At 42.9% G+C, this 25,501-nt stretch carries 26 protein-coding genes and 2 tRNA genes; 8 read left to right on the top strand and 20 right to left on the bottom strand.

Features of this window, described 5'->3' with window-relative positions; translation table 11 throughout:
- Positions 1–349: 349 nt before the first annotated feature.
- A complete protein-coding gene (locus tag C2M32_RS20700; protein WP_105166573.1) occupies positions 350–535 on the top strand; it encodes a hypothetical protein in 186 nt (61 codons plus the stop codon).
- A 3-nt stretch (positions 536–538) separates the two neighbouring features.
- Here the strand turns inward: C2M32_RS20700 and C2M32_RS00320 are convergent, their stop codons facing one another.
- The 4 genes from C2M32_RS00320 to C2M32_RS00305 form a co-directional block, all read right to left on the bottom strand.
- Entirely contained in the window at positions 539–925 is a 387-nt protein-coding gene (locus C2M32_RS00320) for a hypothetical protein (protein WP_105166570.1), read from the bottom strand.
- A 9-nt stretch (positions 926–934) separates the two neighbouring features.
- Positions 935–1,453, bottom strand: a complete 519-nt coding sequence (locus C2M32_RS00315; protein WP_105166569.1) for a hypothetical protein — start codon at positions 1,451–1,453, stop codon at positions 935–937.
- A gap of 97 nt (positions 1,454–1,550) precedes the next feature.
- The gene (locus tag C2M32_RS00310) at positions 1,551–2,930 is read right to left on the bottom strand and encodes a class II fumarate hydratase (RefSeq protein ID WP_105166568.1); all 1,380 of its coding nucleotides are present in this window, start codon (positions 2,928–2,930) and stop codon (positions 1,551–1,553) included.
- A gap of 231 nt (positions 2,931–3,161) precedes the next feature.
- Positions 3,162–3,344 (bottom strand): hypothetical protein, encoded by a 183-nt coding sequence (locus C2M32_RS00305; RefSeq protein WP_105166567.1) that lies wholly within the window; start codon positions 3,342–3,344, stop codon positions 3,162–3,164.
- A 176-nt stretch (positions 3,345–3,520) separates the two neighbouring features.
- Here C2M32_RS00305 and C2M32_RS00300 point away from each other — a divergent pair, with 176 nt between their 5' ends.
- Positions 3,521–4,108 (top strand): DUF938 domain-containing protein, encoded by a 588-nt coding sequence (locus tag C2M32_RS00300; protein WP_105166566.1) that lies wholly within the window; start codon positions 3,521–3,523, stop codon positions 4,106–4,108.
- Here C2M32_RS00300 and C2M32_RS00295 read toward each other — a convergent pair.
- The 6 genes from C2M32_RS00295 to C2M32_RS20405 all read right to left on the bottom strand — a co-directional run bounded on the left by C2M32_RS00295 (position 4,088) and on the right by C2M32_RS20405 (position 10,040).
- On the bottom strand, positions 4,088–5,209 hold the full coding sequence (locus tag C2M32_RS00295; RefSeq protein ID WP_105166565.1) for a GNAT family N-acetyltransferase: 1,122 nt from the start codon (positions 5,207–5,209) through the stop codon (positions 4,088–4,090). The two genes, C2M32_RS00300 and C2M32_RS00295, sit on opposite strands and share 21 nt — an antisense overlap.
- The gene (locus C2M32_RS00290) at positions 5,196–6,431 is read right to left on the bottom strand and encodes an alpha/beta hydrolase (protein ID WP_105166564.1); all 1,236 of its coding nucleotides are present in this window, start codon (positions 6,429–6,431) and stop codon (positions 5,196–5,198) included. The genes C2M32_RS00295 and C2M32_RS00290 overlap by 14 nt, the downstream gene beginning before the upstream one ends.
- A gap of 117 nt (positions 6,432–6,548) precedes the next feature.
- Positions 6,549–9,254, bottom strand: coding sequence for a CHASE domain-containing protein (locus tag C2M32_RS00285; RefSeq protein WP_105166563.1), 2,706 nt, complete (start codon positions 9,252–9,254; stop codon positions 6,549–6,551).
- 247 nt (positions 9,255–9,501) lie between these two features.
- A tRNA-Ser gene (locus C2M32_RS00280) sits at positions 9,502–9,594 on the bottom strand.
- Between the two features lie 19 nt (positions 9,595–9,613).
- Positions 9,614–9,704 (bottom strand) — tRNA-Ser (locus C2M32_RS00275).
- 192 nt (positions 9,705–9,896) lie between these two features.
- Entirely contained in the window at positions 9,897–10,040 is a 144-nt protein-coding gene (locus C2M32_RS20405) for a hypothetical protein (RefSeq protein WP_158678067.1), read from the bottom strand.
- A 287-nt stretch (positions 10,041–10,327) separates the two neighbouring features.
- On the opposite strand from C2M32_RS20405, the gene C2M32_RS00270 reads away from it, so the two are divergent.
- Positions 10,328–11,167: a diacylglycerol/lipid kinase family protein gene (locus C2M32_RS00270; protein ID WP_105166562.1), complete on the top strand. Its 840-nt coding sequence runs from the start codon at positions 10,328–10,330 to the stop codon at positions 11,165–11,167.
- 33 nt (positions 11,168–11,200) lie between these two features.
- On the opposite strand, the gene C2M32_RS00265 is transcribed toward C2M32_RS00270, so the two are convergent.
- Positions 11,201–12,112 carry a DMT family transporter gene (locus C2M32_RS00265; protein WP_105166561.1) on the bottom strand — a complete coding sequence of 304 codons (912 nt, stop codon included), beginning with the start codon at positions 12,110–12,112 and terminating at the stop codon, positions 11,201–11,203.
- 134 nt (positions 12,113–12,246) lie between these two features.
- Here C2M32_RS00265 and C2M32_RS00260 point away from each other — a divergent pair, with 134 nt between their 5' ends.
- Positions 12,247–13,689 carry an aminotransferase-like domain-containing protein gene (locus C2M32_RS00260; protein WP_105166560.1) on the top strand — a complete coding sequence of 481 codons (1,443 nt, stop codon included), beginning with the start codon at positions 12,247–12,249 and terminating at the stop codon, positions 13,687–13,689.
- A gap of 38 nt (positions 13,690–13,727) precedes the next feature.
- Here C2M32_RS00260 and C2M32_RS00255 read toward each other — a convergent pair whose 3' ends face one another.
- Positions 13,728–14,525 (bottom strand): YggN family protein, encoded by a 798-nt coding sequence (locus C2M32_RS00255; protein WP_105166559.1) that lies wholly within the window; start codon positions 14,523–14,525, stop codon positions 13,728–13,730.
- A 312-nt stretch (positions 14,526–14,837) separates the two neighbouring features.
- Between C2M32_RS00255 and C2M32_RS00250 the strand changes: the two genes are divergently transcribed.
- On the top strand, positions 14,838–15,020 hold the full coding sequence (locus C2M32_RS00250) for a PA3496 family putative envelope integrity protein (RefSeq protein WP_070983449.1): 183 nt from the start codon (positions 14,838–14,840) through the stop codon (positions 15,018–15,020).
- A gap of 43 nt (positions 15,021–15,063) precedes the next feature.
- Here the strand turns inward: C2M32_RS00250 and C2M32_RS00245 are convergent, their stop codons facing one another.
- Complete coding sequence (locus tag C2M32_RS00245) at positions 15,064–15,546, bottom strand: glutathione peroxidase (protein ID WP_105166558.1); 483 nt, start codon at positions 15,544–15,546, stop codon at positions 15,064–15,066.
- Positions 15,547–15,906: 360 nt separating this feature from the next.
- Here C2M32_RS00245 and C2M32_RS00240 point away from each other — a divergent pair, with 360 nt between their 5' ends.
- Entirely contained in the window at positions 15,907–16,548 is a 642-nt protein-coding gene (locus C2M32_RS00240) for a cytochrome b/b6 domain-containing protein (RefSeq protein WP_105166557.1), read from the top strand.
- A 48-nt stretch (positions 16,549–16,596) separates the two neighbouring features.
- Here the strand turns inward: C2M32_RS00240 and C2M32_RS00235 are convergent, their stop codons facing one another.
- A complete protein-coding gene (locus C2M32_RS00235; RefSeq protein ID WP_442792687.1) occupies positions 16,597–17,016 on the bottom strand; it encodes a c-type cytochrome in 420 nt (139 codons plus the stop codon).
- Positions 17,017–17,389: 373 nt separating this feature from the next.
- Here C2M32_RS00235 and C2M32_RS21070 point away from each other — a divergent pair, with 373 nt between their 5' ends.
- Positions 17,390–21,046 (top strand): S8 family serine peptidase, encoded by a 3,657-nt coding sequence (locus tag C2M32_RS21070; protein WP_105166555.1) that lies wholly within the window; start codon positions 17,390–17,392, stop codon positions 21,044–21,046.
- A gap of 66 nt (positions 21,047–21,112) precedes the next feature.
- Here C2M32_RS21070 and C2M32_RS00225 read toward each other — a convergent pair whose 3' ends face one another.
- Entirely contained in the window at positions 21,113–21,622 is a 510-nt protein-coding gene (locus tag C2M32_RS00225) for a TlpA family protein disulfide reductase (RefSeq protein WP_105166554.1), read from the bottom strand.
- A 79-nt stretch (positions 21,623–21,701) separates the two neighbouring features.
- Here C2M32_RS00225 and C2M32_RS00220 point away from each other — a divergent pair, with 79 nt between their 5' ends.
- Entirely contained in the window at positions 21,702–22,139 is a 438-nt protein-coding gene (locus tag C2M32_RS00220; protein WP_105166553.1) for a YqaA family protein, read from the top strand.
- Positions 22,140–22,143: 4 nt separating this feature from the next.
- On the opposite strand, the gene folX is transcribed toward C2M32_RS00220, so the two are convergent.
- From folX to C2M32_RS00195, 5 genes are all read right to left on the bottom strand, one after another.
- Positions 22,144–22,503 (bottom strand): dihydroneopterin triphosphate 2'-epimerase, encoded by a 360-nt coding sequence (gene folX, locus C2M32_RS00215; protein WP_105166552.1) that lies wholly within the window; start codon positions 22,501–22,503, stop codon positions 22,144–22,146.
- A 9-nt stretch (positions 22,504–22,512) separates the two neighbouring features.
- The gene (gene folE, locus C2M32_RS00210) at positions 22,513–23,067 is read right to left on the bottom strand and encodes a GTP cyclohydrolase I FolE (protein WP_105166551.1); all 555 of its coding nucleotides are present in this window, start codon (positions 23,065–23,067) and stop codon (positions 22,513–22,515) included.
- 11 nt (positions 23,068–23,078) lie between these two features.
- Positions 23,079–23,786: a dihydromonapterin reductase gene (folM, locus tag C2M32_RS00205; protein ID WP_105166550.1), complete on the bottom strand. Its 708-nt coding sequence runs from the start codon at positions 23,784–23,786 to the stop codon at positions 23,079–23,081.
- 181 nt (positions 23,787–23,967) lie between these two features.
- Positions 23,968–24,798 carry an ammonia-dependent NAD(+) synthetase gene (nadE, locus tag C2M32_RS00200; RefSeq protein WP_105166549.1) on the bottom strand — a complete coding sequence of 277 codons (831 nt, stop codon included), beginning with the start codon at positions 24,796–24,798 and terminating at the stop codon, positions 23,968–23,970.
- Positions 24,799–24,856: 58 nt separating this feature from the next.
- Complete coding sequence (locus C2M32_RS00195) at positions 24,857–25,486, bottom strand: YceH family protein (RefSeq protein WP_105166548.1); 630 nt, start codon at positions 25,484–25,486, stop codon at positions 24,857–24,859.
- Positions 25,487–25,501: the final 15 nt, after the last annotated feature.

Here is a 25,501-nt window from a genome sequence, read left to right as displayed (position 1 = left end):
CGATGATAGTGTGGCAGCTGCCATGTGAAAGTAGAACATCGCCAGGCTCCTAATAAGAGAAACCCCGATACGAAAGTGTCGGGGTTTTTTTTCGTTCAGAATCTTTGTGGCCACAAAGTGGCGACACAGAGAGTTCTGCGCAAGGTGAGGTAAGCAACCTTCACCGGTGCTTCCCTCAACATTGTTAAGAATCTCTCAGCGTTCTATAAAAACGTACTCACTGCGTTCGCTGTCGTTAACTCTTTGCACCCCAATTAAACTTTTGCGCTTTAGAAACCTTGGTACTTTAGTGCATTTAAGTTCCATTATCGCTACTATGGCCATACGACAAGTTGAATTGAGAGTTATAGTGTCGGTCTACCTTATTTATTTAATAGTAATTTTTGCTTTGTTTGGTACTGCGGCAAGCTATTTTGTTCGTTTTTTATATTGTTATTGGATTAAAAAGCGTATCGAGGTGAGTTATATCTGGTATGCGGGGGGCTGTGCCCTATTAATTGTTGTTATTTCCTTAATAGGGCGGCTTTTCATATAACGCTTATTGTATGTATGGCTGACAGCTCTTTTTAATGCAAAGAGGGATAACAGGTAGCACTTGTTGACAGCTGCTCTGAGGCGCTTTCAGAAGATTCTCTTGGTGCTCTTGTTCAGTTATGAGTGCTGCAACTTCAGCTATTTTTTGTTCGTCAGTTTTTTTGATTGAATAGATCATGTATTGACTTGGGCCCTCGCACGAGAGTCTTTCCCCAACTTCAAGCACCTTACACTGATAACTGGCATCGCAGCTTTTATCTGCTGTCAGATCTGCGAGTATGTCATAGTTAGTCTTTACTGGTTCCTTAGGTTCGGATGACCACAGAGTGTGGCAGCCTGTCATTAAAGTTCCACAGAAAACTACCGTAATAAGGCGCAATTGTTGTTTCATAGTCGCTCTTTAGTATGCTTCTTGAGACATATTTGAAAGTGTAACACATTTATTTTCAACACATTGAGTGCTAGGGCGAGTTAAATGTTCGCAAATACTCATAATCTGATTTTTGGCGTTATAACTACTTTCATATTCCGTGATCTTCTCAGCAAGCTCTGTGACCTCTTTGCTAGAGGCTGATTTACTTGAATAGACTAGATAGCTGCTTGGTCCGCCACAAGCGCGGTTTCCTACGGCTTCAACATGGCATTGAGAAGAGTTATCGCAACTTAAATCTTGGGTAAGTGATTTTAGCTGATCATGAATCTTGCTGATATCTTGCTTCATTACATCAGCAACACTTTCCACAGTGAGCTTTTCTGGCGAGACATCAAATTTTTTCTCTGAGTTTTGTGTAGTAGAGGCGGTTTTGTTTTCTTGTTTTTGAGCCTGCACATCAGTAGATGTTTTATTATTACCGTCTTCTGATGGACCACATCCGGCTAGGATAAGTGATAGCATCAAAGCTTGTGACAATTTTATCATATTAACTCCTTGTGTTTTAGAATAGTTTGCCCGTTAAGCTAGCATGTTACAAGTGTTAACCAATCGTTCTTTGGATTACGAGGCGATTACTGTTCACTTATGATATTCCCCCTTGGGTCAATTTATTCGGGTCCAATATTGCTGCTAACTCTTCGTGACTTAACTCTGTATGCTCTTTTGCTACATCAATAATTGGGCGCTGCTGTTGATATGCTAGTTTGGCAATTTCGGCAGCTTTTTCATAGCCAATTATCGGGTTAAGCGCAGTAACAAGGATAGGATTCTTAGCGAGCGCTTTTTCCAAACTAGTCTCATTCACAGTAAAACTTTTGATTGCCTTGTCGGCAAGTAAGTGGCTAATGTTAGACAGTATTTCTATACTTTGTATTATGTTATAAGCAATAACGGGTAGCATAACATTGAGCTCAAAGTTACCAGATTGGCCAGCAATTGTGATGGTTGTATCGTTACCTATAACTTGAGCGCATGCCATTGCCGCAGCCTCAGGGATCACAGGGTTAACCTTGCCTGGCATGATGGATGAGCCTGGCTGTAAAGCTTCTAATTCAATTTCAGCTAAGCCTGCAAGAGGGCCCGAATTCATCCATCGTAAATCGTTGGCAATTTTCATTATTGCTACTGCCAGTGTTTTCAAAGAGCCAGATAAATTTACTACACTGTCTTGGCTGCTTATGCCATAAAAGAAGTTATCAGTAACGCTAAATTTAATCCCTAGGTTAGCACTTAGGTTTTCATTGAAAATTTTGGCGAAGTTGGGATTTGCATTGATACCAGTTCCTACCGCTGTGCCACCTTGAGCAAGTTTGCAGATTTCACTCAGTTGAGATTGAACATGGTGTTGGCCATGCTCAACCTGAGCTTGCCAGCAACTCAGTGTTTGGGCCAAAGTCACTGGCATTGCGTCCATTAAGTGTGTTCGCCCTGTTTTAACGTAATGGCCGACGCTCTGGCTCTTAGATGCTATCTGTTGCGATAAATGAGTCAAAGCGGGTAGCAGTTCATATACCAGCAGCGTTGCACAGCTCACATGAATGGCAGTAGGTATTACATCATTTGAGCTCTGACCCATATTGACATCGTCGTTAGCATGTATAGTCAAGCCACTAGCTTGACTTGCCAATGTAGCGATAACCTCATTAGCATTCATATTAGAACTGGTTCCAGAACCCGTTTGAAAAACATCTACCGGAAACTGTTCTAAGTGCTTCCCATCGATGATTTGTTGTGCCGCAGCTATGATTGCATTAGCTTTGTCCGAGGATAGATGATGCAGTTGGTTATTAGTTTGTGCTGCTGCCTGTTTGATATAAGCTAAGGCACGAATAAAAGAAGTGGGTAAAGTTAATCCACTGACGGGGAAATTATTAACTGCGCGTTGTGTTTGAGCCTGATACAGCGCATCTGTTGGTACTTCAAGGGTACCCATGCTGTCTTTGGTGGTGCGTGTATTGGACATTGTTGCTCCTTGCGATTGTATAACAATGGGTGCAAAGCGAATTTAACTTTGTTAGATAGTGTTTATATAGTTGATATGATGAATAATTTCTAATGAATTATCTAATTTGAGCAACAATTAACAAGCGAATGTAAGTCTAGAAGAGCAATATGTGGAAGTGACATAGCTAACTATGTAATGTGCGCCATTACATAGTTAGCCGCTAAGCAAAGTAGCGCTTAGCACAATGTCTTAATTGTAACCGAGCACAAAAAGCTGTGCAGTTTTAGGCGCGTCTTCTTGCTCGCTAGGGGTCAGCAGGTTCTGTACTTCTTTGCGATAGTCATCGCTTTGTACAAATAGATTATTATCGTCATGCGCTTCAACAAGACCACTTTCACAGATTGGCATGTGCGTGATAGCTGAAATAAACATAGTTTGGTCCTCGTGTGGCTGTATGTCACTATCACTATAGCAGGTGTTATGCCAAAATAAGAAAGTCTTGAAATACAATATATTAATCACGAGCTTTGAATAGAAGTACTATTTTGCGTCGTGTTTTGCTTCAACAGTGGGCAATCATGCTCAATATAAGTGCAAGGAGTGACTTGATGTATAAACCCTTTTCGCAAGCCTGTGAAAATAACAAAACCCCGATACTTTCTACCTTGAAACCATATCTTGAACACTATAACTATGTACTTGAAATTGGCTCGGGCACAGGTCAACACGGTGTTTACTTTGCTGAATCAATGCCGCATTTAATTTGGCAAACAAGTGACCGCCTTTGTAATCACGAAGGTATCGAAGCTTGGATCGCTGACAGCCCCGCAAGTAACGTAAAACCTCCTCTAGATTTGGACCTTAATCAGTCTTGGCCCATTGATCAAGTGCCAGTTATTTATACCGCCAACACGCTACATATAGTCAGTGAGGCGCTCGTTGAACAGTTATTTATTGGCGTTGCGCAACACTTAATGCATGAAGGCTTGTTGTGTATTTATGGACCCTTTAACTATGGGGGGAAATTTACCAGTGAAAGCAATGCCGAATTTGATGGTTTTCTAAAATCACAAGACCCAGAAAGTGGCATTAGAGACATAGAATGGGTGTGCGCATTGGCACAACAGGCGGGGCTGGAATTATTGCAAGACTATCAGATGCCAGCCAACAACCGTCTACTGCTGTTTAAAAGGTAACAATGCCATACAGCGTTGCGTGTACTGTTGTACATGATGATGCTCACGCTGAATGAAATCATCAATGGCATCTCTAAAGGTAGGGTTGGCAAGGAAGTGAAGTGAGTGGGTAACAACGGGTGCAAAGCCGCGTATCAGTTTATGCTCACCTTGTGCACCGGCATCAAATTTAGTTAATGTGTGAGAAATCGCAAATTCTATGCCTTGGTAGTAACAAAGCTCAAAATGCAGCGTCTGAAACTCATCCAAGGCCCCCCAATAGCGGCCGTACAGAGTACTTGCATCAACTAGATAGAGGCTGGCAGCAACGAGTTTTTGTTGCTCAAATGCCGCGCATAGGCGTACTGCATGGGGCAGATGCAGCAATAGCAACCTAAAGAACGAGAGGTTTAGATACCCTTGGTGCCCCGAGCGTTTCATGTAAGTAGCTTGATAGCAGCGATAAAAGTCTGTCAGCACTTCTTCATCTATTTGCTCAGCTGACAACCATCGAATTGAGAGTCCATGGCTGTGTGCTTGCTGCCGTTCTTTGTTAATTGACTTCCTGCGCCGAGAGGTTAAGTAGGTAAGATAATGTGCAAAGTCTCGGTAGCCTCTATTTATCCAATGAAATTGAACATCTTTGCGATGCAAAAAGTGTTGGTGAGGAACGCTTTCATCGGTGAGAAAGTTTATATGGGCACCAGACCAACCATAGCTGTGACATGAATTGATTAGGGTTTGATAGATATAATGGTTTAAATCTGTATCAAGTGACTGACAGAGTATACGCTTACCGGTTACGGGGGTGAAAGGCACTCCACACAGCCACTTTGGGTAATAGCTAAGCCCATAGCGTTGATATGCGTCAGCCCATGACCAGTCAAATACGTACTCGCCATAGGAGTGGCTTTTGATATACCCAGGTAAAATAGCGACCAATTGCTTTTCTTGGTATATCAGCAAATGTTGTGGCTGCCATCCTGTTGAGGCATTGACGCTCTGGCTTTGCTCTAACGCATGTAGCCAAGCATAACTACAAAACAAGTTATCACCCGCTAAGGATTGCCACAGCTCAATAGGCACATGCGCTATGCTATCAACAAACTTATGGCTGTACATGGGCGCTAAAGTGAGTGTCAAAAAATGTAATCAGGTGCGCAACAAAGTCATCGTAGGCAGGATTAAACGTTAAACGCTGTAGTGGCACGTCATGACTGGTATTTTGCGCTGTGCGCTCGCCTAATAATGGCGAGGGGTGTGTTTTGCACTTCAGGTATTTGGGTAGCTGCTCTAAGTAGCCGCTGCAACTGCGATAGGTTCCCTGCCATCCGTAATAGGGATGTTCTGCTGGTTGCAGTACACCGATATGTGACATGTCTATGATGGTATCACAAGCAAGGTGGTTACATTGTGGGCTTAGTATGTTATACCCCGCAGGTAGCTGCGTTTTTGCAGCGTTGGCATTGCCGTAATATAACAGCGAGTGGGTCGATGGTTGTTGGCTATCCCGAGCAAAGCGCGTCAACATAGCGAGACTGGCTTGGCTATCGATTGTGGTATCCACTTCACTCAATGAGCTAAATAAAGGCAAGTTTGCTGGAAAGGTTTGTGTCGTTAGCTTAACCATTGCATCGTTTGCCAGCGCAGCAGCTTGCCAAGGGAATGATTCATATTTGGCAAAGTCGAAGTCAGCATCTTCATCAATCCAGTTTATAAATGGGATTTTTGCTATCCACTTAGCGAGCCAACCCTGCTTATTGTGAGGTTCGCTTGCAGGAGATATTAACGCCAAAGCTTTCATATTTTCCGGAAGATGTTGAGAGACTTCTGTGACTGCTAAGGCAGCACCAGTTGAGTAGCCAAGTACAGAAAATTGCTGAAAGTCTTTTGCTGTGCGTGCAATCGCGTAATTGACCAAGGCTTGCCAATGAGCCAAATCTATATGCCGCAAATCGCTAGGTGCGGTGCCATGGCCGGGTAACAGAATCGTGCGTACATTATAGCCTTGCTGATATAAACGGTCCGCTAAATAATGGAATGTAAACGGTGAGTCTGTTAGTCCATGGATCATTAAAATAGCACGGTCATTATTATTCTGTCGTAACTCGAAAGGTGCAATCAGATCTGCAACTTTCAAATGTTCACTATCATATCCTAGTTTCTTTGCAACAGGAGTGAGTATCGGGCAATGCTGTTGTGCACGGATATTTCGGCTATTAATAATGGCCTTAGCTTGAGCAAGATACTCGCTAAATGGAGCTGCGAGATCGATCTGCCAAACAACAGGGCCTTGGTTTTTTGCAAAACGATACGTTCCTTGCTGTTGAGCTTGTTCAATCATTTGCCAGTTTTTCGCGACATCAAGACATGACTGTGACGCTATTCGCTGGTGGGAAGTGCAAATACTCGCGTGCTCCAGCAACTTAAAAGAATTAAAAAAATAAATGCTTTCATGGTATTAACAGTAGTTAGCTAAACAAACTGCTAGCTTATCTCTCTCTAATGGTTTGGCAAGATGTCGGTTAAAGCCAATCGCAATCGCATGGGCTTTGTCTTCGGGCATGACATCGGCGGTTAGTGCGACAATTGGCAGCTCATCAACACCCTTAAATTGACGTATCGCTGCCGTGGCTTGATAGCCATCCATAATCGGCATTTGACAGTCCATGAGTACAACATCAAACTCTTCACTTTTCACCGCTTCAATGGCTTGTTGACCATTGGTTACCACAGTGTGTTGTATATCAAATGATGACAGCATAGCCTTGATCACCAGTTGATTAACAGGATTATCTTCTGCAACAAGAACACGCAAACAGTGGATCTGAGAAGTATCAACATGCTCGATTTGTTTACTTTGGGCGCTGGCATTGAGCAAACTGATAGTCAGAGTGAAAGAGCTGCCTTGAGCAACCTCACTTTTTAAGCTTAGCTTTCCACCCATGAGCTCGGAGAGCTCTTTAGCAATAGCCAACCCTAAACCTGTTCCGCCATAGCGGCGCGATGTTGAGTTATCAGCTTGGCTGAAGGCATTAAAAATGGTTTGCTGCTTCTCTGATTCTATTCCAATGCCCGTGTCAGTTACCGAGAATATTAAGTCAACTTGTTTAGTACCATATTGCGCTTCTACATCGAAAATGACACTCCCACGTTGCGTAAATTTGATGGCATTGCTACATAAATTGATCAGGATTTGTTCTAGTCTCATTTCATCCCCTAGTACCCAAGTAGGTCCAGGAAGGTTGTGTACAACTTGCCAGACAATATTCTTACTCTGTGCACTGGAGGAGAACATGGTGTCGATACGGCTAAGTAGGGCTTGTAAATCAAAAGGGTGTTCGTCTATTTGTAGGCGGTTAGACTCAATCTTAGCGATATCTAAAATATCGTTGACTAAATTAAGTAAGGTCTTGGATGCGGAGCCAATTTTCTTAATATAATCTCTCAACTCACGATTGTTATGTGAGCTACTGGCTAAAGAAGCAAAGCCAATCACGGCATTTAGAGGGGTACGAATTTCATGGCTCATATTTGCCAAAAACCGACTCTTGGCTTGGTTTGCACGGTCGGACTGCTGTTTGGCTTTCGCTAAGGAGCGAGTTCGTTGTTCGACAAGGGTATTTAACGCATGATGTTGGTAGTTAAATAGCAGCAAAATATACACTATTAGCGCTGTGATACTGAGCTGTAGAATAAGCAACATGAGTGTGAGTTGTTGATTTAGCCTCGAAGCGTACTCTTCTTTTACGGACAATTCCATACGCCATTTCTGCCCTGCAACAAACAAGGTAACAACCTTTTTATTATCTTCGTCAATAAGCTGCTCAGGCCCAAAGTTTTTGTAAAATATGCCATTATTACTGACATCATAAAAAGCGACATTGAACAACTGCGCTTGTGCTTGCTTTAAGGCTTCAGCCAGTAACGTCTCGACCTGTACAACAGCCGTCGCATAGCCTTTTATTGTTCGCTCTTGCCCTGATGGAGTTTGAGCGAAAACGGGAGAAAACAGCAAATATGATGGGGCTGGACGGCTATCTTGCACTAAATAAACAATGTCGCTCGCCTGAGGCTCAGTCTTAGAGCTGGCGTTGATAATCGCTTGTCGCCTACTTTCTTTTGAAAATACATTAAAACCGAGTGCACCCGCGTTGCCATTGAGTGGCACAATATATTTAACCACCACGAGGGGATCATTTGGCTGGATCGGCTCCCCTTTGATTTTAACGTCGTCACCGTATAAAGCAGCAAGTTGTTGATTGAGTTGACTTCTTTGCTCTGAAGAGATTTGTTCGTTCCAAGAGAGTGCCCGCAAGAAGGTATATTGGCTTTTTAAATAGAGGGCAATTTCCTCGAATTCTTGTTGAGTGAATGCTTCACGAGCTTGTAACTGGCTGGCTAGTGCTTGAATGGCCAACATACTCTGATTTATGTACCGGTAGACTATGTTTTCAATAATTTGAACTTCACGTTTTGCGTTGAGGTTCGCGCTTTTGATGTTGCTTTGGTTATATAAAAAAGTGGTCAGGGCCACGGATAAACACAGTACGAGACAAGCACTAAAAGTACTGGCCACATTATTGAGTTTTTCGGAGTTGGCAAACCAAGGCTGTAGTAGGATAAGCAAAGCGGGTGTGGCAATTAATACGCCTAAAGAGTCACCTAGCCACCATGCCAGCATATTATTCCAGTGATTTGCAAAGCTGTATTCAGGATGATAGAAACTCAGTGCAAAGACGCCAATATTGGCTGAAACCAGATTGATTGCGATCCCAATTAGGCCAATGAAATAAGCAATATGTAAGCGGCTTTTGAGGTGTAGGGGGTGCCCTAGCCATGCTCTGAGCAAATACCCTCCAATCAGTGCTTGTAAAATGGCACCACTAGCAATGATCCCTACTTCGACAACATTCGCAATGGATAGTGTTGAGACACTCCAGCCATGTGCTGTTGTCCAATTGAACGCGGCGGATGCGACGCCAAGGCCTGGTATAAAACGCCATCCCCAAATGAACATGCCGACAAGCCCAATCCCGGCAGGCAACCAAATGGGTAATACCTGATCTTGAAAAGCAAACGAGGTAAGTAGTTTGCCTAAAGCAAAATAGCCGACTGATAATAAGATGTAGCTGAGCTGGCTCTGCCACGCATGCTTGAAGTTCATAGTTATGTGCTAAATCATTTTTGTTATCGCGGTTAATTATAGCTGGCTCAGGCGAACAACATTGATAATGTTATGCATATGCTCAGATACAGCCAAATCATCAATTTATTTCAAAATTAATCATACGTAAGTATATGAGCTAATTTGAATTAGAAATGATAATAAGTAAAGTGTTGGGTGAAAACGGCTTTAAGAAACAAAAAGAGTAGACATAAAAAAACCGCTCGAAGAGCGGTTCTTAAAGCAATGGCGGAGAAGGAGGGATTCGAACCCTCGATAGGGCTACAAACCCTATACTCCCTTAGCAGGGGAGCGCCTTCAGCCACTCGGCCACCTCTCCGGCGCAAAACTGTATAATATGGCGGAGAGATAGGGATTTGAACCCTAGATACGCTATTAACGTATGCCGGTTTTCAAGACCGGTGCTTTCAACCACTCAGCCATCTCTCCATGGGCAAAGATAATACTTAGCGAATTTGCTGCTGTAAACCACTTTTAAACTGTTTGCTTAAAATTTACACTAAATTTGCTGAATTTATTATTTTATGGCTAAAAATGAAGTAAATTGAGGCAGTTGATTGAAGAGATTATATGAAAAAGCCTAAGTGCCACAGGTTGGGGGTGTGGCACTTGAGCTAAATTTTACTTATAGAGCGTTACATGGCTTAACGCGAGCGATTTACCCAGTCGTTCAAGAAACGACATCCAGTTGAAAGAAACTTTAGCTGGTAGGGTATTAATGGTGTTGGCTTGCGTGTTGCTGCACGCAGCAGCTGAATTAAGCATGGTGGCTCCTGTATAATAGTTTGACTGAAAACAAGGTTATTTTGCGCGCAAAATGCGCAAAAATAAAACGATAAAAATTGTGTCTTTCGGATAAAAATAACTAATGCGTTGCTCTCGCATTGTGATGTTGAATAAATGTTTTTCGGTGGCTTATGCACAATCGGTATTTGTGATTTTTTCCATTTTATTCTTTAGTTTCAATGTGTTTATCTTGTGGTGGAACGTTTCTGTAAGTCATGGGGTGAATATTTATTCAAGTTAATTAATTTTATTTTAAAGGTGTTTATATGCTGGTAGTTGTTAAACCCAGTGATGCAAATAACGCACTGTCGCATATCGCGTGGCTAAAAGGACGTGCAAGACAAGAAAAATTAGCATGTGAGTGGTTTTATACCCTTGGTAACTATCATCAAGATTTGCAGCAGATCAGTGTGCTGGCAAAAAAACACCGATTGCTTGTGGTGATAGGTGGTGATGGCACAATCAATCTAGTCGTAAACGCGATTGTTGGGCTGAATTGTCAGTTGGCAATTCTGCCAGCGGGTACTGGCAATGACTTTGCTCGACAGTTTAATCGCACAATTGCCCAGTGGCGTAATGCTGTCTTTAGTGACAATGTCATCGCACTTGATGTTGGACGCGTGAATCAGCGTTATTTTATAAATGTGATGGGGTTAGGCTATAGCGCTCATGTAGTTAGATGGATGGACAGTCACCAACAAAAACATCGCTTTAGTTATGTGTGGGCCGGTATAAAAGCATTGTTTTCCTATCGCGCAATTCGGGTAAATTCCCCCACTTTTGGCCAAGAACAGGCCATGATGATGTTGCTATTCGCGAAGGGTCAGTATTTTGCTGCTGGTGTGCAATGCGCGCCGCATGCGAAACCAGATGATGGTTTATTAACCTGTATCGAGTTTTCGTCGACCACAAGACTTACAAGCGTGTATACATTGCTGGCAATGCTCTTTGCGCAACATGAAAAGCTGGCAGGTGTGCATACAACGACGACTAAACAATTTGAGATCACTACATCGGATCTTGAAATCGAGGCCGATGGAGAAATAGTAGGACTGACGCCCGCAATGGTTAGCATTCACACAAAAGCGATTCAATTGAAGTTATAAAAAATGCAACTCGATGGTGGCATTGCAACAAAGCTAGCTATTTACTGGGGAAGGCGCTAACCGTGCTCGAAGTTTGTCAAATGGGGTAAGTACGATGGCATTTCCAAACAGGACAAGTAAAAAACCGATAAAGGTGTTTTCTTGCCATACAAAGCCTTCAAAGTAGGTGCTTAACATGACCGCGACCAATGGGAACAGTACGATGATATAGCTAGCGCGTTCAGGGCCAATGCTCTTCAACAGAGAAAAGTAGCTGGCAAAGGCTATCACTGTGCCAAAAACAGCAAGATATACTAGCGATACCCAATACTGCCAGTCAGCTTGAATAGCCAATGAATGACCTGCGAATTGTGTGTACGCTAAGAGCAAAGCCGCGCTGTACAACATGCCCCACGCGTTTCCTTGCAAAACACCGATTTGTTGGTTCGAATTGCGTACACTCACCATGTTACCGAAAGAGGCGATGAGCGTCCCTAGCAAGGCTAACGTTAAGCCGCCGATTGCGCTGTTGTCGATATCGAAATATTTCAGATCCTGCCAGAACAAAGAGATTATGCCAAGTAGCCCTAATCCAGCACCAAAGTAAATACGCTTGGCTATTGGCTTACCAAAAAACACTCTGGTGTTAACGATGTTCAAGATCAGTAATAGAGAAAAAGCAATGGATGCCATCGCAGAGTTGAGACTGTTTTGAGCCCAATACAGAAAGAGGTAGTTGGCACCAAAGTTACATATTGCGAGCAAGATGAAGAAGCCATGGTCTTTATATGAATATCGCATAGGGAGCTTTTTGAACAGTACGTAACACCACATACATCCAGCGGCTAACGAAAACCTCAAACAAAGAGAAACCACTTCGTTCACTTCACCTAATTGGAATTCAATGGCCAGCCAAGTGGATCCCCAAATTAATACTGTGATCAAATAAAGTAGCATATCCCTCATAACTGACACCTTGAAGTTTGTAAGCGTAAACTTACTTTTGTGAATAGATTGGAATAATGCTCATTGTAGGGGTATATTGTGTATATACCATATACAGAAAATGATAAATACAACCTATACAGATCGAGAACGAAATGAGTTTTGTCGTATCCAAGCAGCAAAGCGTTTACTTATATCAGCAGGTCGTTCACCTAATCTCGCAAATGGCAGAGCAAGGTGTACTTCGTCCAGGAGAAAAGTTGCCTTCTTTGCGTGTAATGGCGCAAAAGCTAGCAGTCAGTATCCCGACCGTTAAGCAGGCTTACCAAGCGTTAGAAGCACAAGGGAAAGTGGTCGCCAAAGAAAAATCCGGCTACTTTTTGCAAGCAGCTCAGGTGTCTCATGCCATGCCAAAACGCTCACGTTTGTCTACTCAACCCATCGTTGTGAACAAGCAATGTTTGATTGAGCAGGTTTATCAAGCCATTCATCAGCCTCACGTTGTGCCACTGGGGATTGCAAATCCTGTTGCTGTGGCGAGCACCGATAAAATCTTAGCAAAACTAATGCGCAGGGCGATGAATATGGCAGGACAGGCTATGGTCAACTACGGTGCAATTGATGGCTTACCCGAGCTCAAACGACAAATTGTCAAACGATATCTAGATATGGGCCTCGTCGTGAGCCCAGAAGAAATTGTGATCACCAATGGAGCACAGGAAGCACTGGCGATAGCGCTACAATGTGTTACTTCTGCGGGTGATGTCGTGGCGATTGAGTCACCCAGTTACTTTGGTGTTGTGGAATTAATAGAAAGCCTTGGTTTGAAAGCTGTAGAGATACCACTTTGTCCTGATGATGGGTTGTGGCTTGCAGACTTAGAACGAGCAATGAACAAACAAAATATTAAGGCGTGTATTTTTTCAACCAGCATTAATAATCCGCTAGGTTCATATATGCCAGACGAGCGACGAGCACAATTAGTGAAGTTGCTTGAGCACCATCAAGTTACTTTGATAGAAGATGATGTGTATGGCGATTTACACTTTACGCAGCAGCGTGGTAAGCCTGCCCGTTACTTTTCGACAACAGGCAATGTTATTACCTGTTCGTCATTTTCTAAAACAGCTGCACCGAGTTATCGTATTGGCTGGTTGATAGCGCCGCAGGTTATTGGCCCAGCCAAGAGGCTAAAACGAGCTTTTAGTTGCTCTTCATCATTAATGAACCAGTGGGTTCTCGCTGACTATTTAGCTTGTGGTGAATATGACCGCCATTTGAAATTATTGCGAAAGCGCTTGCTGGTGGCAAAAGAGCACATGGTGATGGCGCTACGTCAGTACTTTCCAGATTTTGTGCGCGTGAGCGAACCAAAGGGAGGGTGTGTTTTGTGGTTAGACTTGGGTGCTCAGTATGATGGAACCAAATTATTTCACTTGGCGTTGTCACATGGGATTAGTATTGCACCTGGGGTGCTATTTAGTGCGAGCGACAAATACAAAAGCTGTATTCGGATTAGCTATGGGGTGGTGTGGGATCATGAAACTGAACAGGCGATTGCGCAACTAGGACAGCTAGTCCCACATGCAAAAAAATAGTCAGCATAGGCCGACTATTTTTGGGAGATTGTGTGTTGTTAATTTTTTAAGGTGAATAATTGATAGCCAGATAAAGCAGGGATTTGTTGCTTTAATTGGTCTTCGGCTTTTGCAATCACCGCAAATTGGTCGCACAATGCGTGGGCTTGTTGCTCAATGTTTCGAGCTTGCATTTCAACTTTTTCTTCTATTTGCTGCCCCATATTTTCCATGCGCTGCTCAAACTTTTCCATATCACCGCCTGAGCTTATCATTTGAGAACCAACGGCCATCAAAATGCTACCAATTGATTCCATCATGGCACCTTCGACCGCCGACTCTATGCGTTCTTCAAACTGTTGTTCAAAATTATTGCCAAAGTCATTGAAGGTTTTCTCACCCATGACAAATGCCCCTTGTTGATAGAAGGTATCACTGACCTCCACCCGAACCTCTTCTAATAGAGTGCTCAATGAGCCAAATTCTTGCAATTCAAATGCAGCCGCTACTTCATCTAGTGCTACGCCTGCTATTTTTATACCTTCTAAGGCGATATTGGCAACTTGAGGCAATTTACCTCGCAGTTCGTCTGCATAGTCCATAATCGCGTGTTGTTGATCTGTATTGAGAGTGACTTTCTCACCGTTGATAAATAATGCGCCATTGTCAGTAATACGTAGCTTACCCTGATCATTGTTTTTAGTGATTAGTAGCTCATCGGGTGTGATACGAACATCGTTCTGAAAATTAACTTTGCAGTCATCAGAACTAAATTGTAGATGTGAACCGTCATTTTGTGAGTGTGCAAATGACGCGCTACTTGCAGATAAAGCTGCTAACAAAATTAATTTTTTCATGTGGTAAATCCTTGCTGATGATAGATACGCTAATGGTTATTCAAAACTAATGCCAAAATTAAAATATCTTTTATATCAGTTGCTTGGTATTTTTTAAGACATTTTTTTATTTTGGCATATTTTGTTTTTTGACCACAATTTAGCTTGTTTGACTAAAACTACAACAATGATTAAAAATTTTTATTAAAACGATAAAAAACTCTCACTTCCAAGATTTGAGATTTCCAGCTAAATACACACTTAGGTGAGGGGATCACGGTTGTGAGCGCGCTTTCACCAAGTAACTATTATTAACACTTATTGGAGTGGGTTGTGGGTAAGACATTTTCTTATGATGCGCTTGACGATGATTTTGTAGATGACGAGTACGAGAACCTCGGCCGTAATCAGCATGATAAGCAAAAGCGAAAGGTAAAGAAAAAGCTCGATGACTATCTTGAACAAAAGCGCTTGCGCAAAAATTTAGGTGAAGATGATTTCGATTATCTTGATTAATTAAAAAGGAGGCATTGGCCTCCTTTTTAATGCCACAAATAGTTTAGCCATTTAGTGCGTTGACTATCGATTTAGTGAGTTTCTCTGGTTTAGTCGTAGGCGCAAAACGTTGCAGCGGCCTGCCATCACGGGCAATCAAAAATTTACTAAAGTTCCATTTGATACGTTTACCAAACAGCCCCGGCAACGCATCTTTGAGATACTGATAAACGGGGTGAGTGGTATCACCATTCACGTCGATTTTTTCCATCATCATAAAATCTACGCCATAATTTACCAAACAGCCTTGTTCTATTTGGTTGGCATCTCCAGGCTCCTGCCCACCGAATTGATTACAGGGAAAACCCATGATGACTAATCCGCGATCTTGGTATTGATCGTGCAATGCTTGGAGTCCTTCATATTGAGGTGTTAAGCCGCACTGACTTGCAGTATTAACAATTAACACGACTTTGCCTTGGAGTTCTTCAAAGTCAAATGTCTGACCTTTTAATGTGGTAGCAGAAAGTTGGTAAAATGAGCGCATAGCTTGGGGTCCTCAAAAGTGATAAAAGAACGCTAACACGTTTATGTAAAACTATCGAGTCAGAACTCTATTAATCATTTACTTATGTCACTAGACAGGAGATCACATTGTTATGTTGCTATTTTCATCATCTAGTACTGCTAAATTAACATCGCGCAGCGTGCTGTCATTGTCGTCACAGCCATAACATTTGCACGCTTTGGATTGTTACTTTCTATACAGAGGCTCGATACATAGCGCGTTCTTGCCTACTCATAAAGCGTATTAATCGCTTCTATCTGCCGTTATAATTCGAATTTGATATTGTTTATTACTACTCAGGCAATAGAATGCCTCTGGTTTGAGGTTGGAGAGATATAAATGACAAAAGTATGGGATGGGTTTATACGAGGTTTTCACTGGCTGCTTGTATTGGCAATCGTGGTGCTCTATGTGACCGGCGAAGAAGGGTACTTGGAGGCACACTTTGTTACGGGCTATTTGCTATTGGCGTTAATGTTGGCGCGTGTAGTTTGGGGAGTGATTGGCAGTGATACAGCAAAATTTAGCGCGCTACTTCACTCACCGATATCAGCACTAAAAGCTATACGTTCGAACGAGTCAGAGGTCGGTCACAATCCTGCTGGTAGTTATATGGTGCTACTGTTTTTTGTATTGATCTTCATCCAGCTGCTTAGTGGCCTAATGAGTACCGATGACATTCTCGTAGAGGGACCGCTGGTGGCGTATGTCCCTTCATCTTGGAGTGAAATAGCAAGTGATCTTCATCATGAAAACTTCGAGATATTATTGATAGCCATTACGCTTCATGTTTTGGCGATTATTGTATATCGCATAAAAGGTAAGAACTTAGTGAAAACCCTGCTGACAGGTAAAGAGCAAGGCGTGGCAGCTACACCCAAAATGCGCTCGGGTAAGCTGGCATATATTATATTTGTGCTGTTTTCGATAGCTATTTTAGGAGCTTGGGGCGTGCAACCGTTACAGGCTTTATTGGGTTAGCTAGCGTATGACCTAAACAACGTGAGTTTAGGTCATATTTAGAACTCTCTAGTCTTTGAAAGACTTATGGCAATCCTTACAGCCTTTAGCCCAGTTTTTAAATGCAGGGCCAATCACTTTCTGATCGCCAGAGCTTGCCGCTACCGCAAGCTCTTGAGCGTATTTTGCAAATTCCTGAGCTTTTTTATCAAACGTTTCGCGGTCTGACCAAATTGCAGGTAATGCATCTGTATCGCCTTTATCTGACCCGTCAATAAAAGCTTCCCACGGCATGGCTGAAAGTTGTGCTGCATTATTAGCGCGTTCAGCAAATCGTTTAGCATCAAAAGGAACCTTGCCTTTCATCATGTCACCCATATCACCAATTTGATAGCGGATCAGTTGAAATGCAGCTTTACGGTATTCAATGGCGTCTTCACCAGTTTCAAATAGGTTATTTGCCTGACTTGTTGCCGTAAACCCTGTCAATGCAACGGCTAGTATTAGTAGCTTTTTCACTTACTTACTCCATTAATAATGTATTTCAGCCCAGTGTTACGGAAAATTGCTAGCAAGGCAAGTGCAATGCGGTGATAGATGATACTGTGTCTCTGGCGGGGAGTACAAACCTTACCAATTACATGTATTTTATGACAGGTTGACGTCATATTTACTTTCTTTTACAAAAAAAAGACTATATAAAACAGCGTGTTGTGAATGATTATTTTGTTTTTGTGAACAGGGTGCCATATTTGTGTCTTTAGTGTGTTGCTTGTACCCGCATGTTTACATTATATTAAATGTCCATTCGCTTTTAGAAAAATAGCAACACATAATTAAACAACAAGTCCTAGGGGAAAACATGTCTAATAAAATAAGAATGTCAGCGATAGCTGCATCAGTGTGTGGCGCACTGATGATGGCTAATGCACAAGCCGGTGTCGGTGAAGTTTTAAGCTTAAAATCAATGGAAATTGAAAATCAAAAGACTTTCACCAAAGGAAGCAAAGACGACATGCTGGTTAAACAGCAATACTACATCGTTCGTCTTGAGAGCCCTGCACTTGTAAATGTTAAAGGTGCGTTGCAAAAGAACGCTAGCGGTAACAAATACTCGATGCAATCTCAAGCTGTGCAGTCTCATGTACAGGTTTTAGCTCAAGAGCGTAGTCAGTTTGCATCAACAATGGCTCAAGCTATTCCTGGAGCTCAAGTTGAGCGTCATTTCGATTCAACTATCAATGCGGTCGTTGTTAAATCACAACAAGATATCTATGAGCAGCTAAAAGCACTTCCCGGTGTAACTAAAGTTTTCAAATCACAGACGTATACACAACAAATGGACAGTTCTCTGTCGCTTATCAATGCGCCTGTAGCATGGGAAAAGCTTGGTGGTGACCGAAATGTAGGTAAAGGTATACGTGTAGCTATCGTTGATAGTGGTATTGTTCCAACTAACCCAATGTTTGATGATTCGGGTATGGAAGCACCGTCTGACTTACCAACTGATGATTATTGTCACACAGTAGAGCCTTCTTTTTGTAACAACAAAGTAATCGTAGCGCGTTACTCTCTGCCTACTGGCGATATGGCCGGAGAAGTATATAGTCCGTTAGATAAAGGCGGTCACGGTACACACGTTGCGGGTACGGCTGCTGGTTCAAGTGTGAGCGCAGAATATAAAGGTGCGGCTGTAGAACTAAGCGGTGTTGCACCGGGTGCCTACATAATGGTGTACAAAGGTTTATTCAATGGTAGTGGTAGTGACGTAATGTTGCTTGAAGCTCTTGAATACGCATTAGAAGACGGTGCTGATGTAATCAATAACTCATGGGGTGGTGGTTACGGTACTGATCCTAAAGACAGCTTGTACAAAGAAATTTTTGAAAACATTGAAAAAGCGGGTGTTGTAGCGGTTGTTTCAGCAGGTAACGGCGGTTCTGGCGCAATGACCATTGGTGGTCCAGCGAACTTAGAATCAGTAATTTCTGTTGCAAATACCAACCACGGTCGTATTTTTACTTCTGGCATGAAGTTAGATGGCGGTGAGAACATCATTCATATAACAGGTTCTAATACTCCTGGCGACATAGTTATTTCTGCAAAGCCAGTTGCGGCGGCTGCGGTAGATAGCGAAAATGTAGAAGGCTGTCAGCCATTCTCTGCTGGTGCATTTAACGACGCATTTGCAGTAATCTCACGTGGTTTATGTAACTTCTCTACTAAGGCAAAGAATGCTGCTGATGCTGGTGCAAAAGCAATTGTTATTTATAACAACCGACCTGGCTCAGCGTTTGTAATGGATATGGCCTCAGAAATGCTGCCAGCATTCATGATTGACCAAACTGATGGTGAAGCACTTGTAGAAGCTATCTCGGCAGAAGGCTTTGATGGCATGTTATCAGTTGATGGTATCAGCCAAATTGTTCACGATGAAGCGGCTAAAGATTCGGTTACAAGTTCTTCTTCAAGAGGTCCAAATGGCGACCCATCAATCTTTAAGCCTAATATCGCAGCACCAGGTACTAATACCCTGTCTGCGGGTTTGAATGCGAGTGATGGCTCAGCTAGCTTTACAGAAAAGACAGGTACTTCAATGTCTGGCCCTCATGTTGCTGGTGCAGCTGCTTTACTTAAGCAAAAATACCCTACATGGAGCGCAGAAGAGATCAAGTCAGCTTTGGCTAACACGAGTTACACAGAAGGTCTGAAAAAGTCTGACACTGTTACTCCTGCGGATGGTTTTGATGTCGGCGCAGGTCGTTTAGACTTAGCTGGTGCAATCGACGCTCAAGTAACCTTCTCTGATATGGGCTTGTCAGAAGTGCTATGTTTGGAGAGCTGTGATTACAACGTAACAGTTCGCAACATGACCGACAGCGCAATGAAACTAAGCTTCAAAGTTGTTGGCTTGGGTGACGGTGTATCTGCTGGTGAGCACACTTCTGAATTAGAGCTTGCTGCGCATGGCGAAGCAGGTGATGCGAAAGCTGCATCTTTAACATTGAACATTACTGGTACTAGCTTAGACGACTGGCAATTTGCTCGTTTGGAAGCATATAACGAAGCCGGTGAGCGTGTAGGTCACGTACCACTAGCTGCATACGCTGCTTCTGCTTCTCTACCTGGTTTAGCAATTTCTACTTCTGGCGCTTCACTTACAGAAGAGTTTGATGTAAACATCAGCTTTACTAACGAACAGCTTGACGGTCAGCTATTCATTGACTCTCTATTGCCTGAATCATTAGAGATGGTTGATGGAAGCTTCACAAATAAATTAGCAAATGGTGAGGAAGTTCAGTCTGGCGTTAACGTTGAAACAGGTCACATTGGCTGGATTGGTACGCTAGATCGCGCTAAATTCTCAGGTGCAATGGGCGCTGGTATTAATTACCGTCTACAAGGTCAAACTGACCCAGTTGATTGTTCAGGTAATTGTGATGACACGCAATACTCATTGAACCTTGCTGGTGCTGGCTTCACTATGAAGTTAGGTGGTAAAGAATACGGTTCTGTTACTGTAACGAGTAACGGTTTAGTTATCGCTGGTAGCGGTACTGGTGAGGGTACTGGTGGCAATAGTTCAATCCCGTCAACGAGTGGTCAAAACAGCTTAATTGCACCATTCTGGACTGACCTTGATTTACAAGGAGATGGTGAAACTGAAGGCGGTCAAATGTACTTCGGTTTAGCTTCTACCACCGATAGTACATACCTTGTTCTAGAGTGGGCTGATGCACAACTGTTCAGTGACACATCAGGTGACACGTTCTCTTTCCAAGCTTGGATCAGCTTAAATGGTGAAGAAGAAGTTCTATTCAACTACATCGATGTTCCTAGAATTCCAGAGAGACTGACAGTTGGTGTTGAGAATGATGCTGGTTCAATTGGTCTTCAGGCATACTACAATGGCGAAGGTCAAGCACCAGTTGCAAATCAGCTGATGCAATTTACATATCAGTTAGGTGGTGATCTAGACCTTGGTGTTAAGGTGAAACTGGCTGAAGATGCGCACATCAAAGTGGGTGCAGCTGATGTTATCGAAATGGACGAAGATACAGTATCGGAAGCTATCGACGTATTAGCGAATGACACGGCTCAGCATATCGATTTCATCCCACTAACAATGCGAGTGAGTGGTGCTGATAACGAACGTGCAATACAAAGTGTGGTATTCGATGCGCCTGAAGCAGGCTTTGATGCAGCGACTCTAGCAGTTGTTGATGCGCCAGCTAACGGTACAGTAGAGTTTGTTGAAGGTAAGGCTGTATACACGCCTAACGCAGACTTCTTCGGTACTGACAGCTTTACGTATACCGCAAAAGCTGCAGGTGAAAGTGAGCTGATGCTTGCACCAACAACGGTAACTATCGAAGTTGCTGATGTTGCTGAGCCTGAGCCAGAACCAACGACTCCAGACGTGACTCCAGAGCCTAAGAAGAGCTCTTCAGGTTCACTAGCTTGGTTGATGCTTCTAGCTGCTCCGTTTGCTGCGCTACGTCGTCGTAAACAAAAGTAAGCATTGAACTTTAAACTAAAAACGCCAGTCATTTGACTGGCGTTTTTGTTTTAACAAGCTGGTTAATTACTTGCTCCATACCAACTTATCCACGATGGTTGGCTCTTCACCAATCAGTGTTTTTACCACTAGGTTATTCTCATCTAATAAAATCAGCCTTGGGATGCCAGCATTGGCATAGTGGCTATATATTTCTCGTTCTGGGTCGGCTACTAAAGGAAATGGTAGCTGATACTCATCATTAAACTTATCGAGTGATTCTTTGTCCTCATTGCGGCCAATTGCAATGATCTGTAAAGTTGGGTCTGTGACCAGTGCAGACGCTTTTATTTCTTTTAATGCGCGCTGAGAGTCACTGCACCAAGTAGCAAATAAGATAACTAGCTTACGAGTACCATTGAGCTCTATGGTCTCACCTTGGGTGCTGGTAAAGCGATTATGTTTAAAGGGTTCGCCTTGTGCGATGTACGTTTCATAGCCTTTATCATTAGATGGGACTGTGTGCGATGAAACGCATCCCGACATACCAATAAGTACGGCTGTGGCGATACAGAGTTTATGAACCTTGTTTATCATAGGTGTCTTCCTGTTGAACTGTGAGTCTTTAGTTAATGTTAGTAGCATAACTATATTTCGTTGAAGGTAGTAGGAAAAGATGTGGATTTACAGTGGCTTATTTATCTCAGCATTGAGCTCAGCCACTCTGTTACCGGGTTCTTCAGAAGTGTTGTTATCAGGACTGGCCATGGCTGACAATGCGCAGTTCGTCATTCTGTGGGCAGTTGCTACATTCGGTAATGTGTTGGGAAGTTGTATTAACTATTGGTTGGGTATCAACTTGCTGCGCTTTGAAAGCGCCAAGTGGTTTCCGGTATCACCACAAAAGTTTAGTCAGGCGAGACTGCACTTTAGTCGTTATGGCACGTTGAGTTTATTGTTTTCTTGGGTGCCGGTGATAGGCGATCCTTTGACGCTACTAGCAGGGGTGTTCAAAGTGCGAAAAAGAATATTCCTCCCCTTGGTGTTGATTGGTAAAGGGATACGATACGCGGTAGTGATAACGCTAGCGGTTGGAGTAGAGCAGCTTTTTTAGCTGCTCATTTATGCCAATCTAGAGTCAAAGAAACTGAATCGGCAAAGCGCAGAGCATGGGGTTTATCCACTCTGACCTTAGCGTAGGTGACACTATGATGACGATGACACTCACTCAAAACATCTGCAACGAGTTTTTCTAACAACAGGAAGTGACCGTCTTCCACGAGCTTGATCACTGCTTTGGTAACGGTCTTATAATTTAAAGCATGATCAACTTCATCATGATTAATACATTCTGTATCCGCGGGATAATGAATTTCGATGTTCAACACTACATCCTGCTTTTTCTCGCGTTCTTCAGGATTAAAACCAATGAACGTGCGGAGTCGCAGGTTAGTGATGTTGATAATGGCATTTTGCATAGCCTGTCCTTAGTTTTTTACCAGTTGCATAAACTCATTGCGCGTTTTAGGGTCTTCTCTAAAGTTACCTAGCATCACAGAAGTACGCATTTGTGAGTTCTGCTTTTCAACACCTCTCATCATCATACACATATGTTTTGCTTCGACAATAACACCGACACCTTTTGCCTGAGTAACTTGCTCTACGGCTTTGGCAATTTGATGTGTGAGCTGTTCCTGAATTTGAAAGCGACGTGCGAACATATCCACAATGCGTGCGAATTTAGATAAGCCGAGTACTTTTCCATTTGGTATATAGGCGATATGACAACGGCCAACAAAAGGTAGTAAGTGGTGCTCACACATAGAATACAGTTCTATGTCTTGTATCAATACCATATCATCCGCGTCAGATGTGAATACCGCGTTATTAGTGATTTCTTCGAGTGTTTCACGATATCCTTTGGTAAGGTATTCCATTGCTTTTGCTGCGCGCTTTGGTGTTTCTAACAATCCTTCACGGTTGCTATCCTCTCCTACGGCCTCAATGATTTGCTTATAACTGTCTTTTAAATTGTCGTGCATAATGTTCTCTTTTATTTGAGGTGACGTCCACCATCCACAGGTAAACTACGACCCGTGATGTAGTCACTGTTGAGTAGCAGCTCAACACTACTAATAATTTCCTTACAGCCAGGCTCTATGCCCATGAGCGACTTTTTGAGCGTTTTAGCTTTATATTCGGGTGTATCGTGTTGATTAAAAATAATCAAACTCGGTGCGATAGAATTCACTTTTATGTTCGGTGCGTATTTACTAGCAAAAGACTTGGTTAGGTTGTCTAAAGCAGCTTTGCTGGCGGCATATGCGATGTGTTTCGGGCTTCCTGTTTCCACCACATAGTCGGTCAGGTGTATGATATCTGCTACCGACTCACCTGCAAGTAACAGATCAGCTAGCGCCAAGTTGAGCTGATAGGGAACTTTTGCGTGGATGCGCATCATGTTGTCGAACAACTGGTTAAAATCAGGGTTGTTTTGTTCGCAATCCCAGCTTGAGGCATTATGTACAATTGCTCTTAACGCGTCGTAATGTGTTCTTATCGTCATTTCGAGCTTTGCTAATGAGTCGGCGTGGTCAAAATCCACCTGTATACAATGAACACCTAGCTGCTCTAACTCATCAATCGCATCGTAACGAGTTCGATATGTCATCACCACAGGCTGGTTTTTCGCGGAAAAATGCTGAACAAGCGCAAGGCCAATTCTCTGTCCTGCACCAGTTATTAATATGGGAGCTGTCATTAAGACCGGTTATCCTCTGAGAATATCAATAAGTTAACTATAACGTAATTATTACGTCATGTTTTAGTTTGTCGATCACCGTAATTCAGGGTTTATCAATAAAATAGCTTTAAAGAGGTAATCATGCGAATGGCATTGGGAAAAGGCACAGTACAGATCATTTTGTACTGTGCTAACTAGTTTAATCGTAAACCGTTGGAATTGGCTGGCGCTTATGTTGGGTGCGCTGATAAATTGCAATCAATTTTTCGGCGACAGAGTCATCCACTTCTTTGCCTTCTAAGAAATCATCAATCTGATCATAACTTAAACCCAATGCTTCTTCGTCAGTTAGGCCCGGTCTATCGCATTCCAAGTCCGCGGTCGGCGCCTTCGTGACTAGCTCAACGGGCGCTTCTAAGTGTGCTGCTAAGGCGCGCACTTGACGCTTTGACAAGCCAAATAGAGGTGCTAAATCACATGCTCCATCACCAAACTTGGTGTAAAAACCTGTAATGTTTTCCGCACTGTGATCGGTGCCAACCACCAAACCTTGCGTTAAACCTGCAATTTCATATTGTGCGACCATACGCTGGCGCGCTTTTACGTTGCCTTTGATAAAGTCTACGGAAGTTTGTGTAGGAATAGCGAGCTCTGCCACTTGCATTGCCTGCATCGCTTGCTCATGCATTGCGTCTACAGCGGGTTTAATATTTACCGTAACGCGTTGCGAAGGCTGAATAAAATCTAATGCCAGTTGAGCTTCATCTTCATCAGCTTGAATACCATAAGGTAATCGCATCGCAATAAATTGGTAGCGGTCGGTATTGTGTTCGGCGTTTAGCTCATCCACTGCTAGCTGACATAATCTGCCACATGTTGATGAGTCAACACCGCCACTGATCCCTAGAACGAGTGTCTGGCAGTGTGCTGAAACCAGACGCTGTTTGATAAAGTTGATTCGACGCGTAATTTCAAAAGCCACATCTATGTGTGGTTGTACCTGCATTTCTGCCATGATCGCCTGGCGCATTCTATGCTCCTCTTTGCCAATGCTATTTGGGGATATTATGTTTTTATTAGTGCTGAATTTAAAGCCCTAAGTGTTGTTTGATTGCAGCTAACTCTTGTTTGAGCTGTTCAATTTCACTAAGCAGGGCGTCTAGTTCCGAATTTCCGAGCTTTTGCGTGTCACTTTTCAAAGGTGTGGCTGCAAGGTGTTGCTCGATGCTTTGAAACAAATGAATAAAACGGCTCTCGCGTTTACCCGGTTCTCTTGCTAGCTTTTGGACAAAACCTTGGTGCTGTAACTCCTCAAGTGCTTGTTCTACCTCACTCATTTGTGTAAATGTGGCTAATCTAGCACTGCGGGTTCTCAGTTCTCCGGGGGTTTGTGGTCCCCTAAGTAGTAATAAACACACAATGGCTCTTTGTTGCTCGCTAAATTGCAAGCGACTGAACTCAGTGTTACAAAATCTATGGCTGTACTTATTCACTCGCCCAGACAGCCCTTCATCAACCAGTACAATATGTTTGGTTTGCAACTGAGCCAAGGCATCCAATACGTCTGATTCACTAAGGCTCATGACGGGTTCTCTATTAGATTTTTGATTACAGGCGTTGGTTAATGCGTTAAGAGACAGTGGGTAATGTTCTGGTGTGGTACTTTGTTTTTCTAACAAACAACCGACGATACGTTGCTCTATTTCGCTCAATTCCATGTTTTGACTCCAACA

The organism is Pseudoalteromonas sp. T1lg23B, assembly GCF_002964665.1.
GTDB lineage: Bacteria > Pseudomonadota > Gammaproteobacteria > Enterobacterales > Alteromonadaceae > Pseudoalteromonas.
The sequence above is the reverse complement of the archived record's forward strand: the minus strand, read 5'-3'. Positions and strand labels throughout refer to the sequence as shown.